The sequence below is a fragment of the Paractinoplanes lichenicola genome, from assembly GCF_016785085.1.
Classification (GTDB): domain Bacteria; phylum Actinomycetota; class Actinomycetes; order Mycobacteriales; family Micromonosporaceae; genus Actinoplanes; species Actinoplanes lichenicola.
This window is the reverse complement of record NZ_JAENHO010000001.1, coordinates 332,696-348,418: the sequence shown is the minus strand read 5'-3', so window position 1 is coordinate 348,418 and position 15,723 is coordinate 332,696. Positions and strand designations below refer to the sequence as shown.

At 72.4% G+C, this 15,723-nt stretch carries 14 protein-coding genes; 4 read left to right on the top strand and 10 right to left on the bottom strand.

Annotation, left to right across the window (positions count from 1 at the left end; genetic code table 11):
* Positions 1 to 39: 39 nt before the first annotated feature.
* Positions 40 to 1,230 carry a hypothetical protein gene (locus tag JKJ07_RS01670; RefSeq protein ID WP_202989355.1) on the bottom strand — a complete coding sequence of 397 codons (1,191 nt, stop codon included), beginning with the start codon at positions 1,228 to 1,230 and terminating at the stop codon, positions 40 to 42.
* Complete coding sequence (locus JKJ07_RS01665; protein WP_202989354.1) at positions 1,223 to 2,083, bottom strand: helix-turn-helix transcriptional regulator; 861 nt, start codon at positions 2,081 to 2,083, stop codon at positions 1,223 to 1,225. The genes JKJ07_RS01670 and JKJ07_RS01665 overlap by 8 nt, the downstream gene beginning before the upstream one ends.
* Before the next feature lie 104 nt (positions 2,084 to 2,187).
* Between JKJ07_RS01665 and JKJ07_RS01660 the strand changes: the two genes are divergently transcribed.
* Both JKJ07_RS01660 and JKJ07_RS01655 read left to right on the top strand, forming a co-directional pair.
* Positions 2,188 to 2,874, top strand: coding sequence for an SDR family NAD(P)-dependent oxidoreductase (locus JKJ07_RS01660; protein ID WP_202989353.1), 687 nt, complete (start codon positions 2,188 to 2,190; stop codon positions 2,872 to 2,874).
* Between the two features lie 129 nt (positions 2,875 to 3,003).
* Complete coding sequence (locus JKJ07_RS01655) at positions 3,004 to 5,721, top strand: AfsR/SARP family transcriptional regulator (RefSeq protein ID WP_202989352.1); 2,718 nt, start codon at positions 3,004 to 3,006, stop codon at positions 5,719 to 5,721.
* Here JKJ07_RS01655 and JKJ07_RS01650 read toward each other — a convergent pair.
* The 5 genes from JKJ07_RS01650 to JKJ07_RS01630 form a co-directional block, all read right to left on the bottom strand.
* A complete protein-coding gene (locus JKJ07_RS01650) occupies positions 5,718 to 6,674 on the bottom strand; it encodes a hypothetical protein (RefSeq protein WP_202989351.1) in 957 nt (318 codons plus the stop codon). The genes JKJ07_RS01655 and JKJ07_RS01650 overlap by 4 nt on opposite strands.
* Positions 6,675 to 6,751: 77 nt before the next feature.
* Positions 6,752 to 7,411: a response regulator gene (locus JKJ07_RS01645; protein ID WP_202989350.1), complete on the bottom strand. Its 660-nt coding sequence runs from the start codon at positions 7,409 to 7,411 to the stop codon at positions 6,752 to 6,754.
* Positions 7,408 to 8,928, bottom strand: coding sequence for a sensor histidine kinase (locus tag JKJ07_RS01640; RefSeq protein ID WP_202989349.1), 1,521 nt, complete (start codon positions 8,926 to 8,928; stop codon positions 7,408 to 7,410). Before JKJ07_RS01640 ends, JKJ07_RS01645 begins: the two co-directional genes overlap by 4 nt.
* 23 nt (positions 8,929 to 8,951) lie before the next feature.
* A complete protein-coding gene (locus JKJ07_RS01635; RefSeq protein ID WP_202989348.1) occupies positions 8,952 to 9,320 on the bottom strand; it encodes a hypothetical protein in 369 nt (122 codons plus the stop codon).
* 456 nt (positions 9,321 to 9,776) lie between these two features.
* Complete coding sequence (locus JKJ07_RS01630) at positions 9,777 to 10,820, bottom strand: alpha/beta fold hydrolase (protein ID WP_202989347.1); 1,044 nt, start codon at positions 10,818 to 10,820, stop codon at positions 9,777 to 9,779.
* Between the two features lie 56 nt (positions 10,821 to 10,876).
* On the opposite strand from JKJ07_RS01630, the gene JKJ07_RS01625 reads away from it, so the two are divergent.
* Complete coding sequence (locus JKJ07_RS01625) at positions 10,877 to 11,611, top strand: SDR family oxidoreductase (protein WP_202989346.1); 735 nt, start codon at positions 10,877 to 10,879, stop codon at positions 11,609 to 11,611.
* Positions 11,611 to 12,456 carry an alpha/beta hydrolase gene (locus JKJ07_RS01620; RefSeq protein ID WP_202989345.1) on the top strand — a complete coding sequence of 282 codons (846 nt, stop codon included), beginning with the start codon at positions 11,611 to 11,613 and terminating at the stop codon, positions 12,454 to 12,456. Before JKJ07_RS01625 ends, JKJ07_RS01620 begins: the two co-directional genes overlap by 1 nt.
* 12 nt (positions 12,457 to 12,468) lie before the next feature.
* Here JKJ07_RS01620 and JKJ07_RS01615 read toward each other — a convergent pair whose 3' ends face one another.
* The 3 genes from JKJ07_RS01615 to JKJ07_RS01605 form a co-directional block, all read right to left on the bottom strand.
* Entirely contained in the window at positions 12,469 to 13,674 is a 1,206-nt protein-coding gene (locus JKJ07_RS01615; RefSeq protein WP_202989344.1) for a lanthionine synthetase LanC family protein, read from the bottom strand.
* 178 nt (positions 13,675 to 13,852) lie between these two features.
* Positions 13,853 to 14,572, bottom strand: coding sequence for an SDR family NAD(P)-dependent oxidoreductase (locus tag JKJ07_RS01610; protein WP_202989343.1), 720 nt, complete (start codon positions 14,570 to 14,572; stop codon positions 13,853 to 13,855).
* 5 nt (positions 14,573 to 14,577) lie between these two features.
* Entirely contained in the window at positions 14,578 to 15,723 is a 1,146-nt protein-coding gene (locus JKJ07_RS01605; RefSeq protein ID WP_202989342.1) for an acyl-CoA dehydrogenase family protein, read from the bottom strand.

Genomic DNA, 15,723 nt, shown 5'->3' with positions numbered 1-15,723 from the left:
CGAGTCACTCGTCGCCGCGGCGGAACGCATAAAGGCGCCTTAGTCCTGCAGCTTCCAGGCCGCCGGGCGGGTCACGCCGTCGGCGTTGCGGACGTTGGCCACCAGCAGGCCGGCGTCGGTCAGCTCGACGACGTTGCTGATCGTCCAGCCCGCGGGGGCGGTCAGCGCGGTGCGCACGCCGTTGTGCCACAGCGAGTAGCTCAGGGAGCCGTCCTCGCGCTCGGCCCGCACGATCACGCGCCCGCCCGAGGCCGCGGCGACGCCGGTCGAGGCGCGCTCGCCCTCGGCGTACGGGATGTTCTTGCCCTCGCCGGCGGGCGTCCAGTAAGCCGCCTGCTGGACGGCCTGGCCCGCGATGCCGCCGTCGGAGGCCAGCGCGTTCAGCGAGGACTGTGTCGAGTCGCAGGTCAGGCCGGCGAACTGGCCGCCCGTCTGGGTGGCCCGGCTCAGCACCACGTCGGTGCCCGGGACGCCGCCGACGTGCTTGACCAGCTGGAAGGCGACGGTGCCGCCCTCGTTGCTGTAGCCGCTGGAGACGACCGTGCCGTCCGGCAGGACCCGCGAGACGCAGGCGCTGCCCAGGAAGAACGAGCTGAACGGGGGCAGCCGCAGCGTGGCGCCGTCCTTCCACAGCACGGGCCGGGCCGTGGTGCCCTTGCCGATGCCGTCGGTCACCCACACCACCGCGGTCTGCGGGCCGCCGACCGAGGCCACCGTACGGCGGTAGCCGCTGTCGAGCTCGGGCGTGCCCCGCAGCGGGGTGCGGCTGCCGTCGCGGGCGACCAGGTCGGACTCGCCGGTGGGCTCGGTGCCGGCGGTGAACACGCCGAGGGTGCCGCGCGGGCCGACGGCGTCGACCCGGGTGCCGGGCACCAGCGTCGCGGAGAGGCCGCCGATCGACCAGCGCACCGCCCGCGAGGTGCCGTCGACAGTGGCCGAGCCGGCGGCCTCGCCGAGATCGGTCACGCCGGCGACCGTGGCCGTGGTCGCGCCCGCGGGCAGGGCGAGCGCCTGACGCTGCCAGGCCACACGCGGCAGCTTGGCCCAGCGCTGGGGACGGCCGTCGGCCGTGCCCGCGACGACGCCGAGCGGGGAGACGTCGACGGCGGTGACCGAGACGGCCCCGGCGGGCACCGGCAGCAGCTGACCGGCGACCGTGGGGGCGGCGGGGGCGGACAAGCCGCCGGCGAACACGAGCGGCACGGTGGCGGCCGCCAAGGCATTAATCATTGACGATATTTACCAGAGGATTCCGTTCCGTGGTGTCCTGCCCGAGGGAAGCCAGCAGGGCCAGCTTGTCGGCGTCGGCCGACCGGACGTCGGGGTGGAACACGATGAGCTGCAGGCCCTCGGTGCCGCCCACGGCCAGCCGCTCCCGGTTGAGGGTCATCTCGCCGACCTGCGGGTGGTTGATCTTGATCGGCGTGCCGATCTGCCCGCGTACGTCGTGCCGGCCCCACAGCTGCCGGAACCGGGGGCTGGCCAGCGACAGCTCCCCGGTGAGCTCGATGAACCGCGGGTCGTCGGTGTCGGTGCCCACCGCCTGCCGCAGGTTGGCCACGAAGCACTCGGTCACGTTCTTCCACTCCGGGTGCAGGGCCTGCACCGACGGGTCGAGGAACAGGTCGCGCAGCTGGTTGCCACCGGCCGCGAAACGCGGGGTCAGCGCCCGGGCCAGGGGGTTGGAGGCCACGATGTCGAAGTAGCGGTCCTCGATGAAGGCCGGCTGGTCGAGCGAGTCGAGCAGCTTGAGGATGCCGGTCGGCGGCACCTCCTTGCGCGGCCGCCGGCGCCGCCGCCGGGGACCCTCGGCAACCAGCGACAACAGGTGCGCCCAGTGGTCGTCGTCGAGGCGCAGCACGCGGGCGATCGCCTCCAGCACCTGCACGGACGGGTGCCGGTCGCGGCCGCGCTCCAGCCGCAGGTAATAGTCGGCGCTGATGCCGGCCAGCATGGCGACCTCCTCGCGCCGCAACCCGGGCACGCGCCGCACGCCGACGTCGGGGATGCCCGCCTGCTCGGGGGTCACCAGCTCGCGCCGGGCCCGCAGGTACGACCCGAGGGCGTTCGTCGACTCGCTCACGGAACCAGCCTAGGTCGGCGGCCCGCGAACAGAGGGGGTCCTGTCACACCCCAGGCTGAGCAGGGCTCTGGGTGGGCCGCCCGGGCGTGCCTAGCGTTTGCCGCATGACCGTCACCTTGATCACCGGTGCCAACAAGGGCATCGGCTACGAGACCGCCAAGCAGCTGCTCGAGCTGGGCCACACCGTCTATGTCGGCGCTCGTGACCCCGAACGCGGCGAGAAGGCCGCGGCCGAGCTCGGTGCCCGTTTTGTCCAGCTGGACGTGACCGACGACGCCTCGGTGACCGCCGCCCTGGCCACGATCGGTGCCGCCGAGGGCCGGCTCGACGTGCTCGTGCACAACGCGGGCATCCTGGCCGCGGGGGAGACCGGCGGGCCGGCGGCGCTGCGCGCGTTCGACACCAACGCGGTCGGCATCGTCCGCGTCACCGAGGCGGCGCTGCCTCTGCTGCGCGAGTCGGACAACCCCAACGTAGTGACCGTGTCGAGCAGCATGGGCTCGTTCTGGGCGGTGACCAACCCCGAGCGGCCCGAGCACGGCCTGCCGCTCCCGCTCTACTCGGCGTCCAAGGCGGCCGCCACCATGCTCACCGTCCACTACGCCAAGTCCGAGCCGGGCATCAAGTTCAACGCCATCGAGCCCGGCGCCACCGCCACGGACATGACCGCCGCTTTCGGCATCGGCCGTCCGCCGCACGAGAGCGCCCGGACGGTCGTCCGCCTGGCCACCCTCGGCCCCGGCGGCCCGACCGGCACCCTCAGCGACGAGAACGGCGAGCTGCCCTTCTAGCGCTTACGCCGGTGTCGTCTGTGCCTTGCGCAGCATCCGCGTCTCCCTTCTCGTGGCGGGAAGCTTCGCCGGTCACTGTCTTCACACGGCCTCCGTTCGCTCTCGGTTGCAGTCCCTAGACTGTTCGATATGGACGGCGGCTTCGCGTTACGCCTGCTCGGCCCGTTCGAGGCCGGCTGCGACGACGAACCGGTCGACGTCGGCGGCCCCCGGCAGCGGGTCGTGCTGGCCCGGCTCGCGCTCGAGGCCGGGCGCACGGTCGTCGTCGAGCGCCTGGTCGACGCGGTGTGGGGCGAGCGCCCACCCGAGACCGCCCGCCGCCAGGTGCACACCGCGATCTCGGCGCTGCGGCGGCGGCTCGACGGCGTTCCGGGCTGGGGCTCGCTGCGCACCGAGCCGGCCGGCTATCGGCTCGACATCGACCCCACCCGGGTCGACCTGCTGCGCTTCGAGACCGCCGTCGGCGAGGCGCACCGGCTGCTCGGCGCCGACCGGCCGGGCGATGCCGTCCGGGCCTTCCGCGACGGGCTGGCGTTGTGGCGCGGGCCGGCGCTGGCCGGGCTGGGCGACCGGCTCGGGGCGCACGCCGCCCGGCTCGAAGAGGCCCGGCTGGCCGCGCTCGAGGAGTGCCTCGACCACGAGGCCCGCAACGGCGGCGGGCCGCGCACGCTGGCCGACCTGACCCAGGCCCACGCGGAGCACCCGCTGCGCGAGCGGTTCACGGCGGCACTGATGCTCGCGCTGAGCCGGGCGGGCCGGCAGAGCGAGGCGCTGGCCGCCTATCGGCGCACGGCCGAGGCGCTCTCGGGCGAGCTCGGCGTCGACCCGGGGCCGCTGCTGGAACGACGGTTCACCGAGATCCTGCGGGCCGACCTCGACCCGGAGCCGCCGGCCCCGGCCTGGACGGCCCCGCTGCGGCAGCTGCCGGCCTCGGTGCCCGCGCTGATCGGCCGCGATCGCGAAGTGGCGGCCCTCGACTCCGCCGCGTTCGGCCAGGCCGCGCCGGGCCGGCCCGCGATCGTCGTGCTGGGCACGGCGGGGATCGGGAAGAGCACCCTGGCCGTCGCCTGGGCCCACCGCGTCGCCGAGCGCTACCCCGACGGGCAGCTCTACGCCGACCTGCGCGGGCACGACACCCTGCACCCGCCGCTGCGGGCGGGCGACGTGCTGCACCGGTTCCTCGAGGCGCTCGGGGTGCCGGCCGAGCGCATTCCCGGCGACGAGGAGGGCCGGGCCGCGCAGTTCCGCAGCATCGTCGCCGGTCGCAAGCTGCTCCTGCTGCTCGACAACGCCCGCGACGAGGAGCAGATCCGCCCGCTGCTGCCCGGCGCTCCCGGCAGCCTGGTGCTGGTGACCAGCCGCACCGAGCTGACCGGCCTGGTGGCCGGGGGCACGGCCACGCCGCTGACCTTGGGCACGTTCGACGCCACCCGGTCGCGGGCGCTGCTGGCCGAGCGGCTCGGCGCGGACCGGCTCACCACGGATCCCGGCGCCACCGACGAGGTGATCCGGCGCTGCGCCGGGTTGCCGCTCGCCCTGGCCGTGCTGGGGGCTCGGGCCCTGGCCACGCCGGACAGGTCGCTCGGCACCCTCGCCCGCGAGCTGGCGGCGGCCGGCCCGCTCGAGGTGCTCGACGCCGGGCTGCCCGCCTTCGACGTGCGCTCGGTGCTGTCCGTCTCGTACGCGGCGCTCGGCGAGGAGGCCGCACGCCTGTTCCGGCTCTTCGGGGCGCACGCCGGGCCCGACCTCACCGTGCCGGCCGCGGCTGCCCTCAGCGACCGGCCGCCGGTGGTCGTGACGCGGGCGCTGCGCGAGCTGACCCGCGGGCATCTGGCCACCGAGCACGAGACCGGGCGGTTCGCGCTGCACGACCTGCTGCGGGCGTACGCGCGGGAGATCGGGCACGCCGACCACCGGCCCGCGCTGCGGCGCCTGCTCGACTACTACCTGGCCACGGCGTACGCGGGAAGTGTCTGCACCGCTCGCCGCCTGGCCCGGGTGGTGCTGCCGGTGCCGGTGAGCGCCGGAACCTTCCGCGACGGCGACGAGGCGCTCGCCTGGTTCGGGACCGAGCAGGCCAACCTGGACGGGCTGCCCGCCCGCGCCCGCGACGCCGGCCTGCCCGGGCACGCGTGGCGGCTGGCCTGCGCGATCGGCATCAGCCTGCACTGGCGCGGCCACTGGAAGGACGCGATCGTGCTGCACCAGACCGAACTGGAAGCCACCGCCGACCCGTACGGCCGGCAACAGCTGCACTACGGTCTGGGCTGCATCTATCAGGCGTACGGGTTCGCGCCCGAGGCGTCCCGGCATCTGGGGCGGGCCCTCGCGCTGGCGCAGGAGCGCGGCGACACCGGGGCGGCGGCGGACGCGCGCCTCGACGTCGGCAACGTGCTCTTCGAGGGCGGCGACAAGGCGAAAGCGATCGCTCATGCGCGGACGGCGCTGGCCTACTACCGCGAGCACGGTGAGGTGATGGGCGAGGCCGGTGCGCTCAACGCGCTCGGCTGGTTCCAGGCCGGCTCCGGAGACTTCCGCGGCGGTCTGGAGCTGTGCGAGCAGTCGCTGGCCCGGCTGCACGCGAGCGGTGCGGACGACCCGGTCGCGGAGGCGGCGGTGATCGACAGCATCGGGCTCTGCCGCAGCGGCCTGGGCGACCATGACGCCGCGATCGAGGAGTACCGCCGGGCGGCCGAGATCATCGGACGCCGGGCGAGCCGGCACCGGCTGCACATCGCCATCGTGACCGGCCTGGCCGAGGCCTACCGGGCGGCCGGACGCGAGACTGCGGCCACCCGCGAGTTCGAGCGGGTGGCCGCGCTGCGCGAGTCGCTCGGACTCGGCTAGCTCTTGCCGCGCAGGGCCTGGATCAGGAACCACAGGCCGCCGAGGGCGCCCGGCAGCGCGATCAGGTAGGCGGCCCACCACACGCCGTCGGCCTGCCAGCCGAGGAAGGCCCGCACGGCGAGGCTGATCCCGACCAGGATGCCGATGATCTGCGCCGGGCGGGTCCGCCAGAACGGGTCCTTGCGCACCGGCTCACCCTCCTGCACCCGGCGGGCGTATTCCTCGACCGGGCCGAGGTCGCCGCCCCGCGCCCGGGCCTCGCGGGTCAGCTCGGCGGCCCGCTCCGGGGTCAGGTCGTAACGGCCGATCAGCAGCCCGTGCAGGCGCTCGAAGTAGTCGCCCTTCGGCTCCGGGGTGCGGCGCCGCCGCGGCGAGGGTCCGCGCAGCTGCAGGGCCACGGCCACCGCGGCGACTCCGGCGACGGCCAGGACCGGCAGGTCGAACAGGTGCTCGCGGGGCAGGGTGGTGAACGCGGTCGCCGTGCCCAGCACCAGCAGCGCCGCCGCGGCCCAGGCGAACTTGACCAGGTGGGGCCGGCCGGAGGCGCGTACGGCCTTGGGCACCGCACCCGCCCAGAAGAAGGTGACCAGCAGCAGCACGCTGCCCGTCAGGCCGGCCGCGGTGGCCGGGAACGTCCAGGTGCGGTCGATCGCGGCGAACAGCAGCACCACCGGGATCACCACGCCCGTCACCACGAGCAGCTGGCCACCCAGGTAGTCGCCCGGGGTCATGCCCTCGCGGTCGACCGGGTCGCGCAGCTCGGCGGGCACGTCGGCGGCCGCCCGGACGGCGAAATCGCGGGGCTCACCGAACGCCTCGTAAGGGCTTTCCCCCGTACGGGCGCAGTGATCCTTGACGTTCTCGATGATCGGGGTGGCCTCGTGGTAGCGGACCCCCTGGTCGCTGAGCGCGATCCGGGCCGGCAGTTCCCAGGACTCGAAAGTGACGGTCATGACTCAAAGTGTGGCCGTGACCAGGCCCTCCGGGCGTCTGCCGACCAGCGGAAACGACCTCTAACTTTCGTTGATGCTCAGCCGTCGAGCAGCCCGGTGCGCTGGGCCAGCATGGCCGCCTGCACCCGGTTGTCCACCTCGAGCTTGGCGAACACGTGATAGACGTGCGTCTTCACGGTGCCCTCGGAGACGAACAGCTGCTTGCCGATCTCGGCGTTCGACAGGCCCTGGGCCAGCCGGATCAGCACCTCCCGCTCGCGCTCGCTGAGCGTGCCGACCTTGGCCAGCTCCTCGGTCGGGCGCGCGGCCGGAGCCGGCAGCCGTTCGAGCACCTGCCGGGTGATCTTCGGCGAGAGGTAGGCGTTGCCCGCCGCGGCGGCCCGGATCGCGTACTCCAGCTCGTCGGCCGCGGACTCCTTGAGCAGGAACCCCGCCGCCCCGGAGGCCAGCGCCTGCGCCACGTAGTCGTCCTGGCCGAACGTGGTCAGCACGACGACCCGTACGGCGGGAGCGAGCTTGCGGATCTCGCGCAGCGCGGCCAGGCCGTCCAGCACCGGCATCTGAATGTCGAGCAGCGCCACGTCGGGCCGGTGCCGCACGGTCAGGTCGATCGCGGCCCGGCCGTCGGTCGCCTGCGCGATCAGCTCGATGCCGGCGGCCGGCCGCAGGATCGCGTCGATCGCCGTCCTGATCAGCGAGTCGTCGTCGGCCAGCAACACCCGCAACGGTTCGGTCATGACGGCTCACCCCGGATGATCTGTTTGTCGGCCAGCTTGCCGTCGGTGAAGCAGAACCGGTAACTCAACTCGCCGGACTCCTCGCGCAGTTGTTCCGTCAGCGACGCCGGATATTCGACACAGCCGTCCTTCGTCTCGGTCGCGGCCTCCGGGTCCGGCAGCATCTCGCGCACCTCGGCCTCGGGCGCGCCGACCCGTACGGCGTCGTACTTCTCGCGGTCCACGACCGTGAACGCGGTGAGCAGCCAGACCCCGGCCACGCACAACGCCAGGAAGGCGACGACCGACAGCGTCGTCGCGATCAGCACGAACCGGGACCGGCGGCGGTGCCGGTCGATCACCTCGGCGAAGTCCTGCCGGTCGGGCGCCGCCGGGGGAGGAGTGGCGGCGTCGTCGGCGAGGTGGGGCAGCGTGGCCGCCACGCGGTAACCGCCGTCCGGCGTCGCCCCGTGATAGAGCATGCCGCCGGCGATCCGGACCCGCTCGGCCAGCCCCAGCAATCCCTGCCGGCTGGTGGCCCGCACGACCCGCTGCCCGGGCGTGTTGGTGACGGCGGCGATCAGGGCGTCGGCCTCGTACCGCAGCAGCAGCGTGATCGCGCCGCCCTGGGCGTGCCGCAACGCGTTGGTCAGACCCTCCTGGATGACCCGGTACGCCGCATGCTCGGTCATCGACGCCTGCGGCCGGGGCTCGCCCTCGCGGACCAGCTGCACCTGCGCGCCCGACGACCGTGCCTGCTCGGCCAGCTCGTCGAGGCCGGTCAGGGGGCGTACGGAGGATTGGGGGTCGTCCTGGCCGAGCAGCCCGAGAATCTGGCGCAGCTCGGTCATCGCCGCCGACGAGGTCTGCCGTACGAGGTCTGCGGTCTCGGCTCGTTGCTCGTCGTCGGCGGTGCGCAGCATGCCCGAATACAGCGAGATCAGGGTCAGCTTGTGCCCCAGCGAATCATGCATGTCGCGGGCGATGCGGGCGCGCTCCCGGGACTGCGCCTGCCGGGCGATCTCCTGCTGCTGACTGTGCAGCTGCACGTTGCGGCCGTGCATCGCGTCGAGCAACGTGCGCCGCCGCCGCACCAGCCGCGCCACCCCGGCCGGCAACACCGCCAGCACGGCGAACAGCAGCGACCCGAGCACTGCCCAGTCGATGCCGAGCGTCTCCTCCCAGAAGATCGAGGCCAGGAAACAGACCCAGGCCACCCCGAGCCCGACGGCGACCTGCCACCAGCGGGCCACGCGATAGGCGACCGAGGCGCTCAGGAAGACCAGCAGCAGACTGCTCGGCCCGCCGGTGGCCAAACCGACCACGGCCGCGGCGATGTAGGCGGCCAGCGGATACCTCAGGCGCAGCACCATCAGCACCGGCGTGGTCACCCCGACCAGCCAGGGCGCGAGCGGGAACCAGGCGGCGGCGACCGAGGGGAACACCGCGCCGAACGTCACCAGGGCGACGACGCCGACCTCGTAGGTCAGGCGCCACGCCCCGTGCTGTCTGTACCAGCGGGCGATCACCGACATCATCGCCCCACAGTGTGACGGCGAGATCATTCGGGGATCGTCAGGGGGTTCTTCTTGACGAGCTTGCCGCCGGCGAAACAGAACCGGAACAGCTCGTCACCCTCGCCCTGGATCGGCTTGATCGGGTGATAGGCACACTTCGCGTCGGCGGGCAGACCGTTGCGGGTGGGATCGCCGGGGTAGAGGTCCTCGTCCTTGAGGTCGGTGAGCGGGTCGGGGAGGGCGGCGCGGACTGTTGCCTCGGCGGCGCCGACCTTTTGGGCGTCGAACTGCTCCTGGGTGACGGCGGCGTTGACGAGCTCCTTGCCCAGACCGAACGCCTGGTAGACGAACCAGCCGACGCCGCCGCAGAAGACGACCAGGATGACGGCGATGACGATGAATGCTTTCTTCATGCCACCAGCCTGGCCAAAATCGCCGCCGACATCGTCAGGGCATCGACAGACCTTGGCCTACAACGAAAGTTGGAGCGGTGGCTCGGCTTGGTGACTCACCGGCGCTCGTTGCATTTGAATGAGATTACTCTGGTCACCCTTTGTTTTTGGTCGCGGTGGCCCCTCGATGCCGTTTTCAGGCTTCGGCTGAGTAAAACTCATCATTCGGTGGTCACGGCCAAAGACTTATGTCCCTAAGAGCAGAATCCCGCGGCTGAGCGGCCCGTTCTGTCCCGATCTGAGCTCTACCACAGCACAGCGAGTTTTACTTAGCCGCAGCCTGATAACGGCCGCGAGTGGTCACCGCAGCCACCGCCGGACCGGGACCAAAGTAACCAATAAGCCGCTGGCCGCGCGGTTTCCGCCAAGCGCGACCGGTGAAATGCAACGAGCGCAAGCAAGCAACCACGCGAAACCTCAGTCGCCCTTGATCAGCGCAACCAATTCAGCCGTAACCTCATCCGGCCGCTCCACATGCGGCGAGTGCCCACAGTTCTCGTAAACAACCTCACGGAAATTCCCGTAACGCACCAACACCGCCCGGGTCTGCCCCACCATCGGCTGCGGCGGGCATTCCTCGGCCCCCGGCCATCCCGGCACCGCGCCGAGCGAGCCCAGATAGGCCAGGTCGAACAGCGAAGTGTCGGAAACGATGGCGTCCCGATCCCCCCGCACCCAGACGATGGGCGGCTTCGACGCCACCTCGACCAGGCCGGCGGCCACGTTGAAGTGGTTCGGCGCCATCGTGTTGAGCACGCCCCGGTCGCCCGGCCCGACACCGGGCCAGCTCTCCACCGGGGTCCCGTCGCCCGGATAGTTGTCGTCCCCGATCGCCGTGCTCAATACGGTGTCGAGCAACAACTCCTCGTCCTCGCCGAGCGACCCCGGATCGGCGACATAGGCGGACCGCAGAACCGACAGAGGGCTGGTCGGCGAGTCGGCAGAGCGGTCCCCGGCCTGAATACGGGCCACGAAATCCGGGTTGGCAGTCCCGCCCCCGGTTCCCGCGAAATCAGCCGTGGTCGGGGTTCCGGCCAGATCCCGGGTCCCCCCAAACCCGTACGGGCTGAGGGGTGCCTCTAACAAGACGGACGAGAACCGGTCGGGCCGATCGATGAGCATCTGCATCACGACCCCGCAGCCCATGGAATGCGCGGCGACGACAACCGGCCCACCTCGCGGAAACAGGCTGCGATCGTCGAGCAGCGCCGCCACGTCATCGGCAAAATCGCCAAGCCCACGCGTAGCGTCGACCGGCGCGGTCTCGCTGCGCCCATAGCCGCGCAGGTCCGGCGCGACCACCCGGACGCCGTCGGGCAGCCGCCGGATCAGCGGCGCCCAGAAGTCGGCCGACGAACAGTTGCCGTGCACCAGCAGCACCGGAGTGCCGTCCTCGGGGCCGCCGACCAGGACGTTCTGGGCGATACCGCGGGCCTGGACGCGAAGATCACGGGTCTCCATCGGCCGATCCTGACACACACTGGCCGGGGACGGGCCCGTCGTCATAGGTTCGGATCATGACGACGACACGAGTGGTCGCGCTCGACCTGTCCGGACGGACAGCCATGGTCACCGGCGGGGCCAGCGGGATCGGCCGGGCCTGCGCCGAGCGGCTGGCCGAGGCGGGGGCCGAGGTGCTGGTCGTGGACGTCGACGAGGCGGCGGCGTACCGGGCCGATCTTTCCGACCCCTCGGCGATCGATGCCCTGCCGGCGAACGTCGATGTGCTGGTCAACAACGCCGGGCTGCAGTTCGTCGCGCCCCTGCCCGAGTTTCCGCCCGAGCGCTTCACACACATCCAGCGGGTCATGGTCGAGGCGCCGTTCCGGCTGGCCCGCCGCGTGCTGCCGCACATGTACGAGCGCGGCTGGGGGCGGATCGTCAACATCTCGTCGGTGCACGGGCTGATCGCCTCGCCGTACAAGTCGGCCTACGTGACGGCCAAGCACGGCCTGGAAGGGCTGTCGAAGACGATCGCGCTCGAGGGCGCCGGCCGCGGGGTCACCTCCAACTGCGTCAACCCCGCCTTCGTCCGCACGCCGCTGGTCGACAAGCAGATCGCCGACCAGGCCGCGGCCCACAACATCGAAGAGTCCGAGGTCATCGAAAAGATCATGCTGGAACGTACGGCCATCAAACGCCTGATCACCCCCGAGGAGGTGGCCGAGCTCGTGGCCTACCTGTGCACGCCCGCGGCCGAGCTGATCACCGGCGCGTCGATCGCGCTTGACGGCGGCTGGACGGCGCACTGATGCAAGAGCTCGAGTTCCCCGTACGGGGTGGAACGCTGCGCGGCGTGCGCTGGCCCGGCGACGGCCCGGTCGTGCTGGCCGCCCACGGCATCACCGCCAACGCCCTGTCCTTCGCCGCCGTGGCCTCGTCGTTGGCCGGGCGGGTCGAGTTGATCGCCCTGGACCTGCGCGGACGGGCTCGCAGCGGTGACCTGCCCGGCCCGTACGGGATGGCCGCGCACGTCGCCGACCTGATCGCCGTGACCGACCACCTCGGGCTCGACAAGGTCACGCTGGCCGGCCACTCGATGGGCGGCTTCGTCGTGGCGGCGACGGCCGCGGCCCACCCCGGCCGGGTCAACGGCGTGCTGCTCATCGACGGCGGCGTCACGATCCCCGCCCCGCCCGGCGCCGACGTCGACGAGGTGCTGACCGCCGTCGTGGGTCCCGCGATCCGCCGGCTCGGCATGACGTTTCCCGACGAACAGGCCTACCTGAATTTCTTCCGCGCCCACCCCGCCCTGCGCGCCGACTGGTCACCGGCCGTCGCCGCGTACGTCGCCCGCGACCTGACCGGCGCCCCGCCTGACCTGCGCTCGTCGTGCTCCCTGGAAGCCGTACGGGCCGACGCCACCGACACGCTGATCGACCGCACCACGGTCGACGCCGTTCATCACTTGAAATGCCCCGCCCGCCTGCTCTGGGCCGAACGCGGCCTGCAAAACCAAACCCCCGGCCTGTACGAGAATCCGGCCCTGGCCTTCCCGACCGAGCTGGTCCCGGACGTCAACCACTACACGATCCTGTTCGCCCCGCGCGCCGCCGCCCTGGTCGCCGATCGGATCGTGGAACTGGCCCTTTCGTGACAGCCGCCGTGCCTACTGCTGGTTGAGCGGTTGGGCCGGCGGATGGTCGGGCCACGGCACCGCGTACGCCTGCTCGGCCCCCGCGGTGATGCGGGCGTAGCGCAGCAGCTCCCGCACGATGCCCGCGTTGCCCATCGCCCAGCCGGCCAACGGTTCCAGGTCACTGGGCGTCTCGCGATGCTCGAAGTTGGACCAGCGCACGCCGCCGGCGTCGACAGTGGCGCGCTTGACGAGGTCGTCGACCAGCGTATGGGCGAAGTCGAGCGGCTCACCCAGCTCGACGTGCCGGTCGAGAGCCAGCGCCAGCACACCGGCGGTCCCGCAGCAACGGCCGCTGTTGTCCCAGAAGCCGGGCCGCAGGCGCTGGGGGAGTCCGCTGCGCGTGACCGTATGCCAGCACCGGTCGGCGAGCGCGGCCCAGACGTCGTCCCCGGTCGCTGTGGCTTGCGTGGCGTCCGCGGTCAGCGTGCCGAGCAGCCGGAACACCTGGGCGTCGCCGGCCGGGCCGTTGCACCAGCCGTAGCTGTAGCGCTCGATCAGGTCGGGCCGATGCTGCGGATCGGAGTGCGGCACGAGAAAGCCCGATGGCCCGGCCTCGTCGCGGGATACCACATCGGCCGCCCCCGCCATCGCCATCTCGACCATGTCGTCTCGCCCGGCTGCCGCGCCGACGGCGGCCAGGGCGTAGACGATGCCCAGCGTGCCGTGGGCGATGTGGTGGGAGCGGGCTGGGCTGGGCCGCACCGCCCAGTTGACGCCGCCGGGGGTCGGGTCGGCGGTCTCGAGATAGGGCGTCACCGCGAGGACGGCCAGGTCGAGATCGCCCGCGTGCAGCGCCCCGAGTCCGATGCCCGCGTTGCCGAAGAGCAGTTCGAACATGTCACCCCAGCCCCGTCCGTCGAACCGGGCTCGCACCTGGCTCAGCGCGCCCTCGGCCGTCCGCGCCGCTTTCTCGTCGCCGAGCTCGCGGTGCACCGCACGTAGGGCGACCGCCTCCCCGGTCAGGCCGAAATACAGCGAGCAGTCTTCCCCGCCGCCGCCCAGGTTCGCGGCGGCGCGCAGGGCGGCTTCGCCGTACCGGTCATCGCGGAAGTGCCGCCGGGCCTCCAACAGCGCGAGTACGATCCCCGCCCCGCCGCTGTAGAGCGACCGATCCCCGACGTCGGCCGCGGCGACCATCCACTCCAGAGCGCCCGCACTCAAACTCTCGACGTCCATGCGTCCATGACATCAGATCACTCCGCGCCGAGCCGACCGGCGACGGGCCGCTCCGCGCCGGGCTGGCGGGCAACGTGCCGCGCCGAGCCGGCGGGCAACGGGCCGCTCCGCGTCGAGCCGTTCGGCAACGAAAAAGCGCTCCCCGCTGGGCCGTCCGGTTGCGGAGGCGGCGAGAGGCTCAGGCTTTGGCCCCGTCGAGGGTGACGCCCGTGAGGTCGGCCAGGGCGGCGAGCAGCTCGTTCTGGAAGTCGGCCCGTGCGGCAGCGGGGTGTGGGTTCTGGCGGCGCTGGTGATACCAGTAGCCGCCGGTTGTCAGGGCTCTTGGGTCGTCGCTCGTGGCCAGCCATTCCTGGGTGAGGTGGCCGAGGCGCAGGTCGTCGGGGGCGCCGGGGCCGCCCATCCGGGTCGGCACCCAGCCCGGGTCGACGGCGTTGCTGAGCACCTCGGGCCACAGCCGGGCCACCGCGAGGGCGAGCGTGGTGACGTACAGCTTGCTGTCGGAGTAGGAGCCGTGCCCGCTGAGCGCGCGCAGGTCGTCCCGGCCGCCGCGGTGCATGCCGCTGGTCAGATAGACGAGCCGCCGCGGCCGGTGGATCAGGGCGGTGAGCACGTACGGCGCGACGGCGTTGACCGCGATCATCGGCCCGCTGGGGTAGACGCCCGCGTTGTGGATCACCACGTCGACCGGACCGAGCCGGTTGACCTGGTCGGCCACCGACCGCGTCTCGTCCGCGTCGGCCAGGTCACCCACGACGACTGAAGCGTCCAGGTCCTCGACGGCGCTCCGCCGCTTCTCGTTGCGGACGTGAACGACGACCTTGTGCCCCTCGCCCAGCAGGACCTCGGCGGTGGCCCGCCCCAGCCCGTCGGCCGAGCCGGTGATGAAGACATGTGCCATACGATCTAGTCTGCGCCGTACCTCCGGACCGCGCGGCGGGCCAGCGACATGCGATGCACCTCGGACGGCCCGTCATAGATGCGGAACGGCCTGATCTCGCGGGCGATGCGGGCCACCGGCAGGTCGGTCGAGACGCCTGCGCCGCCGCACAGTTGCATCGCGCGGTCGGCCACCCGGTCCAGGGCCTCGGCGCCGAAGACCTTGGCCAGGGATGTCTCCTCGCGGGCCGGCTTCCCCTCGTCGAGGGCCCGGCACGCCGTCATCAGGAGGGCCCGGGTGGCGGCCAGGTCGATCTCGTTGTCGGCGATCATCTGCTCCGCCATGCCCAGGCTGGCCAGCGGTTTGCCCCACGCCGACCGGGAAGCGGCGTAGGCGACCGCCGCCTCGTGGGCCCGTTGGGCCGCGCCCAGCCACCGCATCACGTGCGTCATCCGAGCCGGCCCGAGCCGCACCTGGGCGTACCGGAAACCCTCGCCGTCCGCGCCCAGCACGTCGTCCGGCCCGACCCGTACGTCTTCCAGCGACAGCTCGCAATGCCCGCCCAGCATCGACTTGTCCATCGTCGTCACGTGCCGGACCAGGCGGATCCCGGGGCGGTCGGCCGCCATCAGGAACATGGTGGCGCCGGCCGCCGTACGGGCCATGACGATCAGGAAGCCGGCCCCGTCGGCCCCGGTGATGAACTTCTTGCGGCCGTTGATCACCCAGCCGCCGGGAACGGTTTCCGCGCTCGTCTGCAGGGCGCTGGGGTCGGAGCCCGCGCCCGGCGGTGGCTCGGTCATCGCGAACGCCGACCGCACCGACCCGCGGGCCAGCGGTTCCAGATAGCGCGCCCGCTGAGCCTCGGTCGCGATCTGGTCGAGCAGGTGCACATTGCCCTCGTCGGGCGCGTTGATGTTGAGCGCCATCGGCCCGAACAGCGAGCGCCCGGCCGCCTCGAAAACCGGCGCACGCTCGACCATGCCCAGACCCAGGCCCCCGTACGCGGTGGGAGCGTGCGGGGCGAAGATCCCCTCCTGGCGCGCGCTCGCCTGCAGCGACAGGCGCAGCTCCTCGCCGCCGGCCGCCGCGACATCGCCGTCCGATTCGTCCTCGACGGGGATGACAACAGCGTCGATGAAGGCCCGCACCTGGGCCGTCAGGGCACTCAC

What these genes read in the sequence shown, in the direction of transcription:
- JKJ07_RS01670 (WP_202989355.1), bottom strand. Translation starts at nt 1,230, where the DNA reads ATGATTAATGCCTTGGCGGCCGCCACCGTGCCGCTCGTGTTCGCCGGC.
- JKJ07_RS01660 (WP_202989353.1), top strand. Translation starts at nt 2,188, where the DNA reads ATGACCGTCACCTTGATCACCGGTGCCAACAAGGGCATCGGCTACGAG.
- JKJ07_RS01655 (WP_202989352.1), top strand. Translation starts at nt 3,004, where the DNA reads ATGGACGGCGGCTTCGCGTTACGCCTGCTCGGCCCGTTCGAGGCCGGC.
- JKJ07_RS01650 (WP_202989351.1), bottom strand. Translation starts at nt 6,674, where the DNA reads ATGACCGTCACTTTCGAGTCCTGGGAACTGCCGGCCCGGATCGCGCTC.
- JKJ07_RS01645 (WP_202989350.1), bottom strand. Translation starts at nt 7,411, where the DNA reads ATGACCGAACCGTTGCGGGTGTTGCTGGCCGACGACGACTCGCTGATC.
- JKJ07_RS01640 (WP_202989349.1), bottom strand. Translation starts at nt 8,928, where the DNA reads ATGATGTCGGTGATCGCCCGCTGGTACAGACAGCACGGGGCGTGGCGC.
- JKJ07_RS01635 (WP_202989348.1), bottom strand. Translation starts at nt 9,320, where the DNA reads ATGAAGAAAGCATTCATCGTCATCGCCGTCATCCTGGTCGTCTTCTGC.
- JKJ07_RS01630 (WP_202989347.1), bottom strand. Translation starts at nt 10,820, where the DNA reads ATGGAGACCCGTGATCTTCGCGTCCAGGCCCGCGGTATCGCCCAGAAC.
- JKJ07_RS01625 (WP_202989346.1), top strand. Translation starts at nt 10,877, where the DNA reads ATGACGACGACACGAGTGGTCGCGCTCGACCTGTCCGGACGGACAGCC.
- JKJ07_RS01620 (WP_202989345.1), top strand. Translation starts at nt 11,611, where the DNA reads ATGCAAGAGCTCGAGTTCCCCGTACGGGGTGGAACGCTGCGCGGCGTG.
- JKJ07_RS01615 (WP_202989344.1), bottom strand. Translation starts at nt 13,674, where the DNA reads ATGGACGTCGAGAGTTTGAGTGCGGGCGCTCTGGAGTGGATGGTCGCC.
- JKJ07_RS01610 (WP_202989343.1), bottom strand. Translation starts at nt 14,572, where the DNA reads ATGGCACATGTCTTCATCACCGGCTCGGCCGACGGGCTGGGGCGGGCC.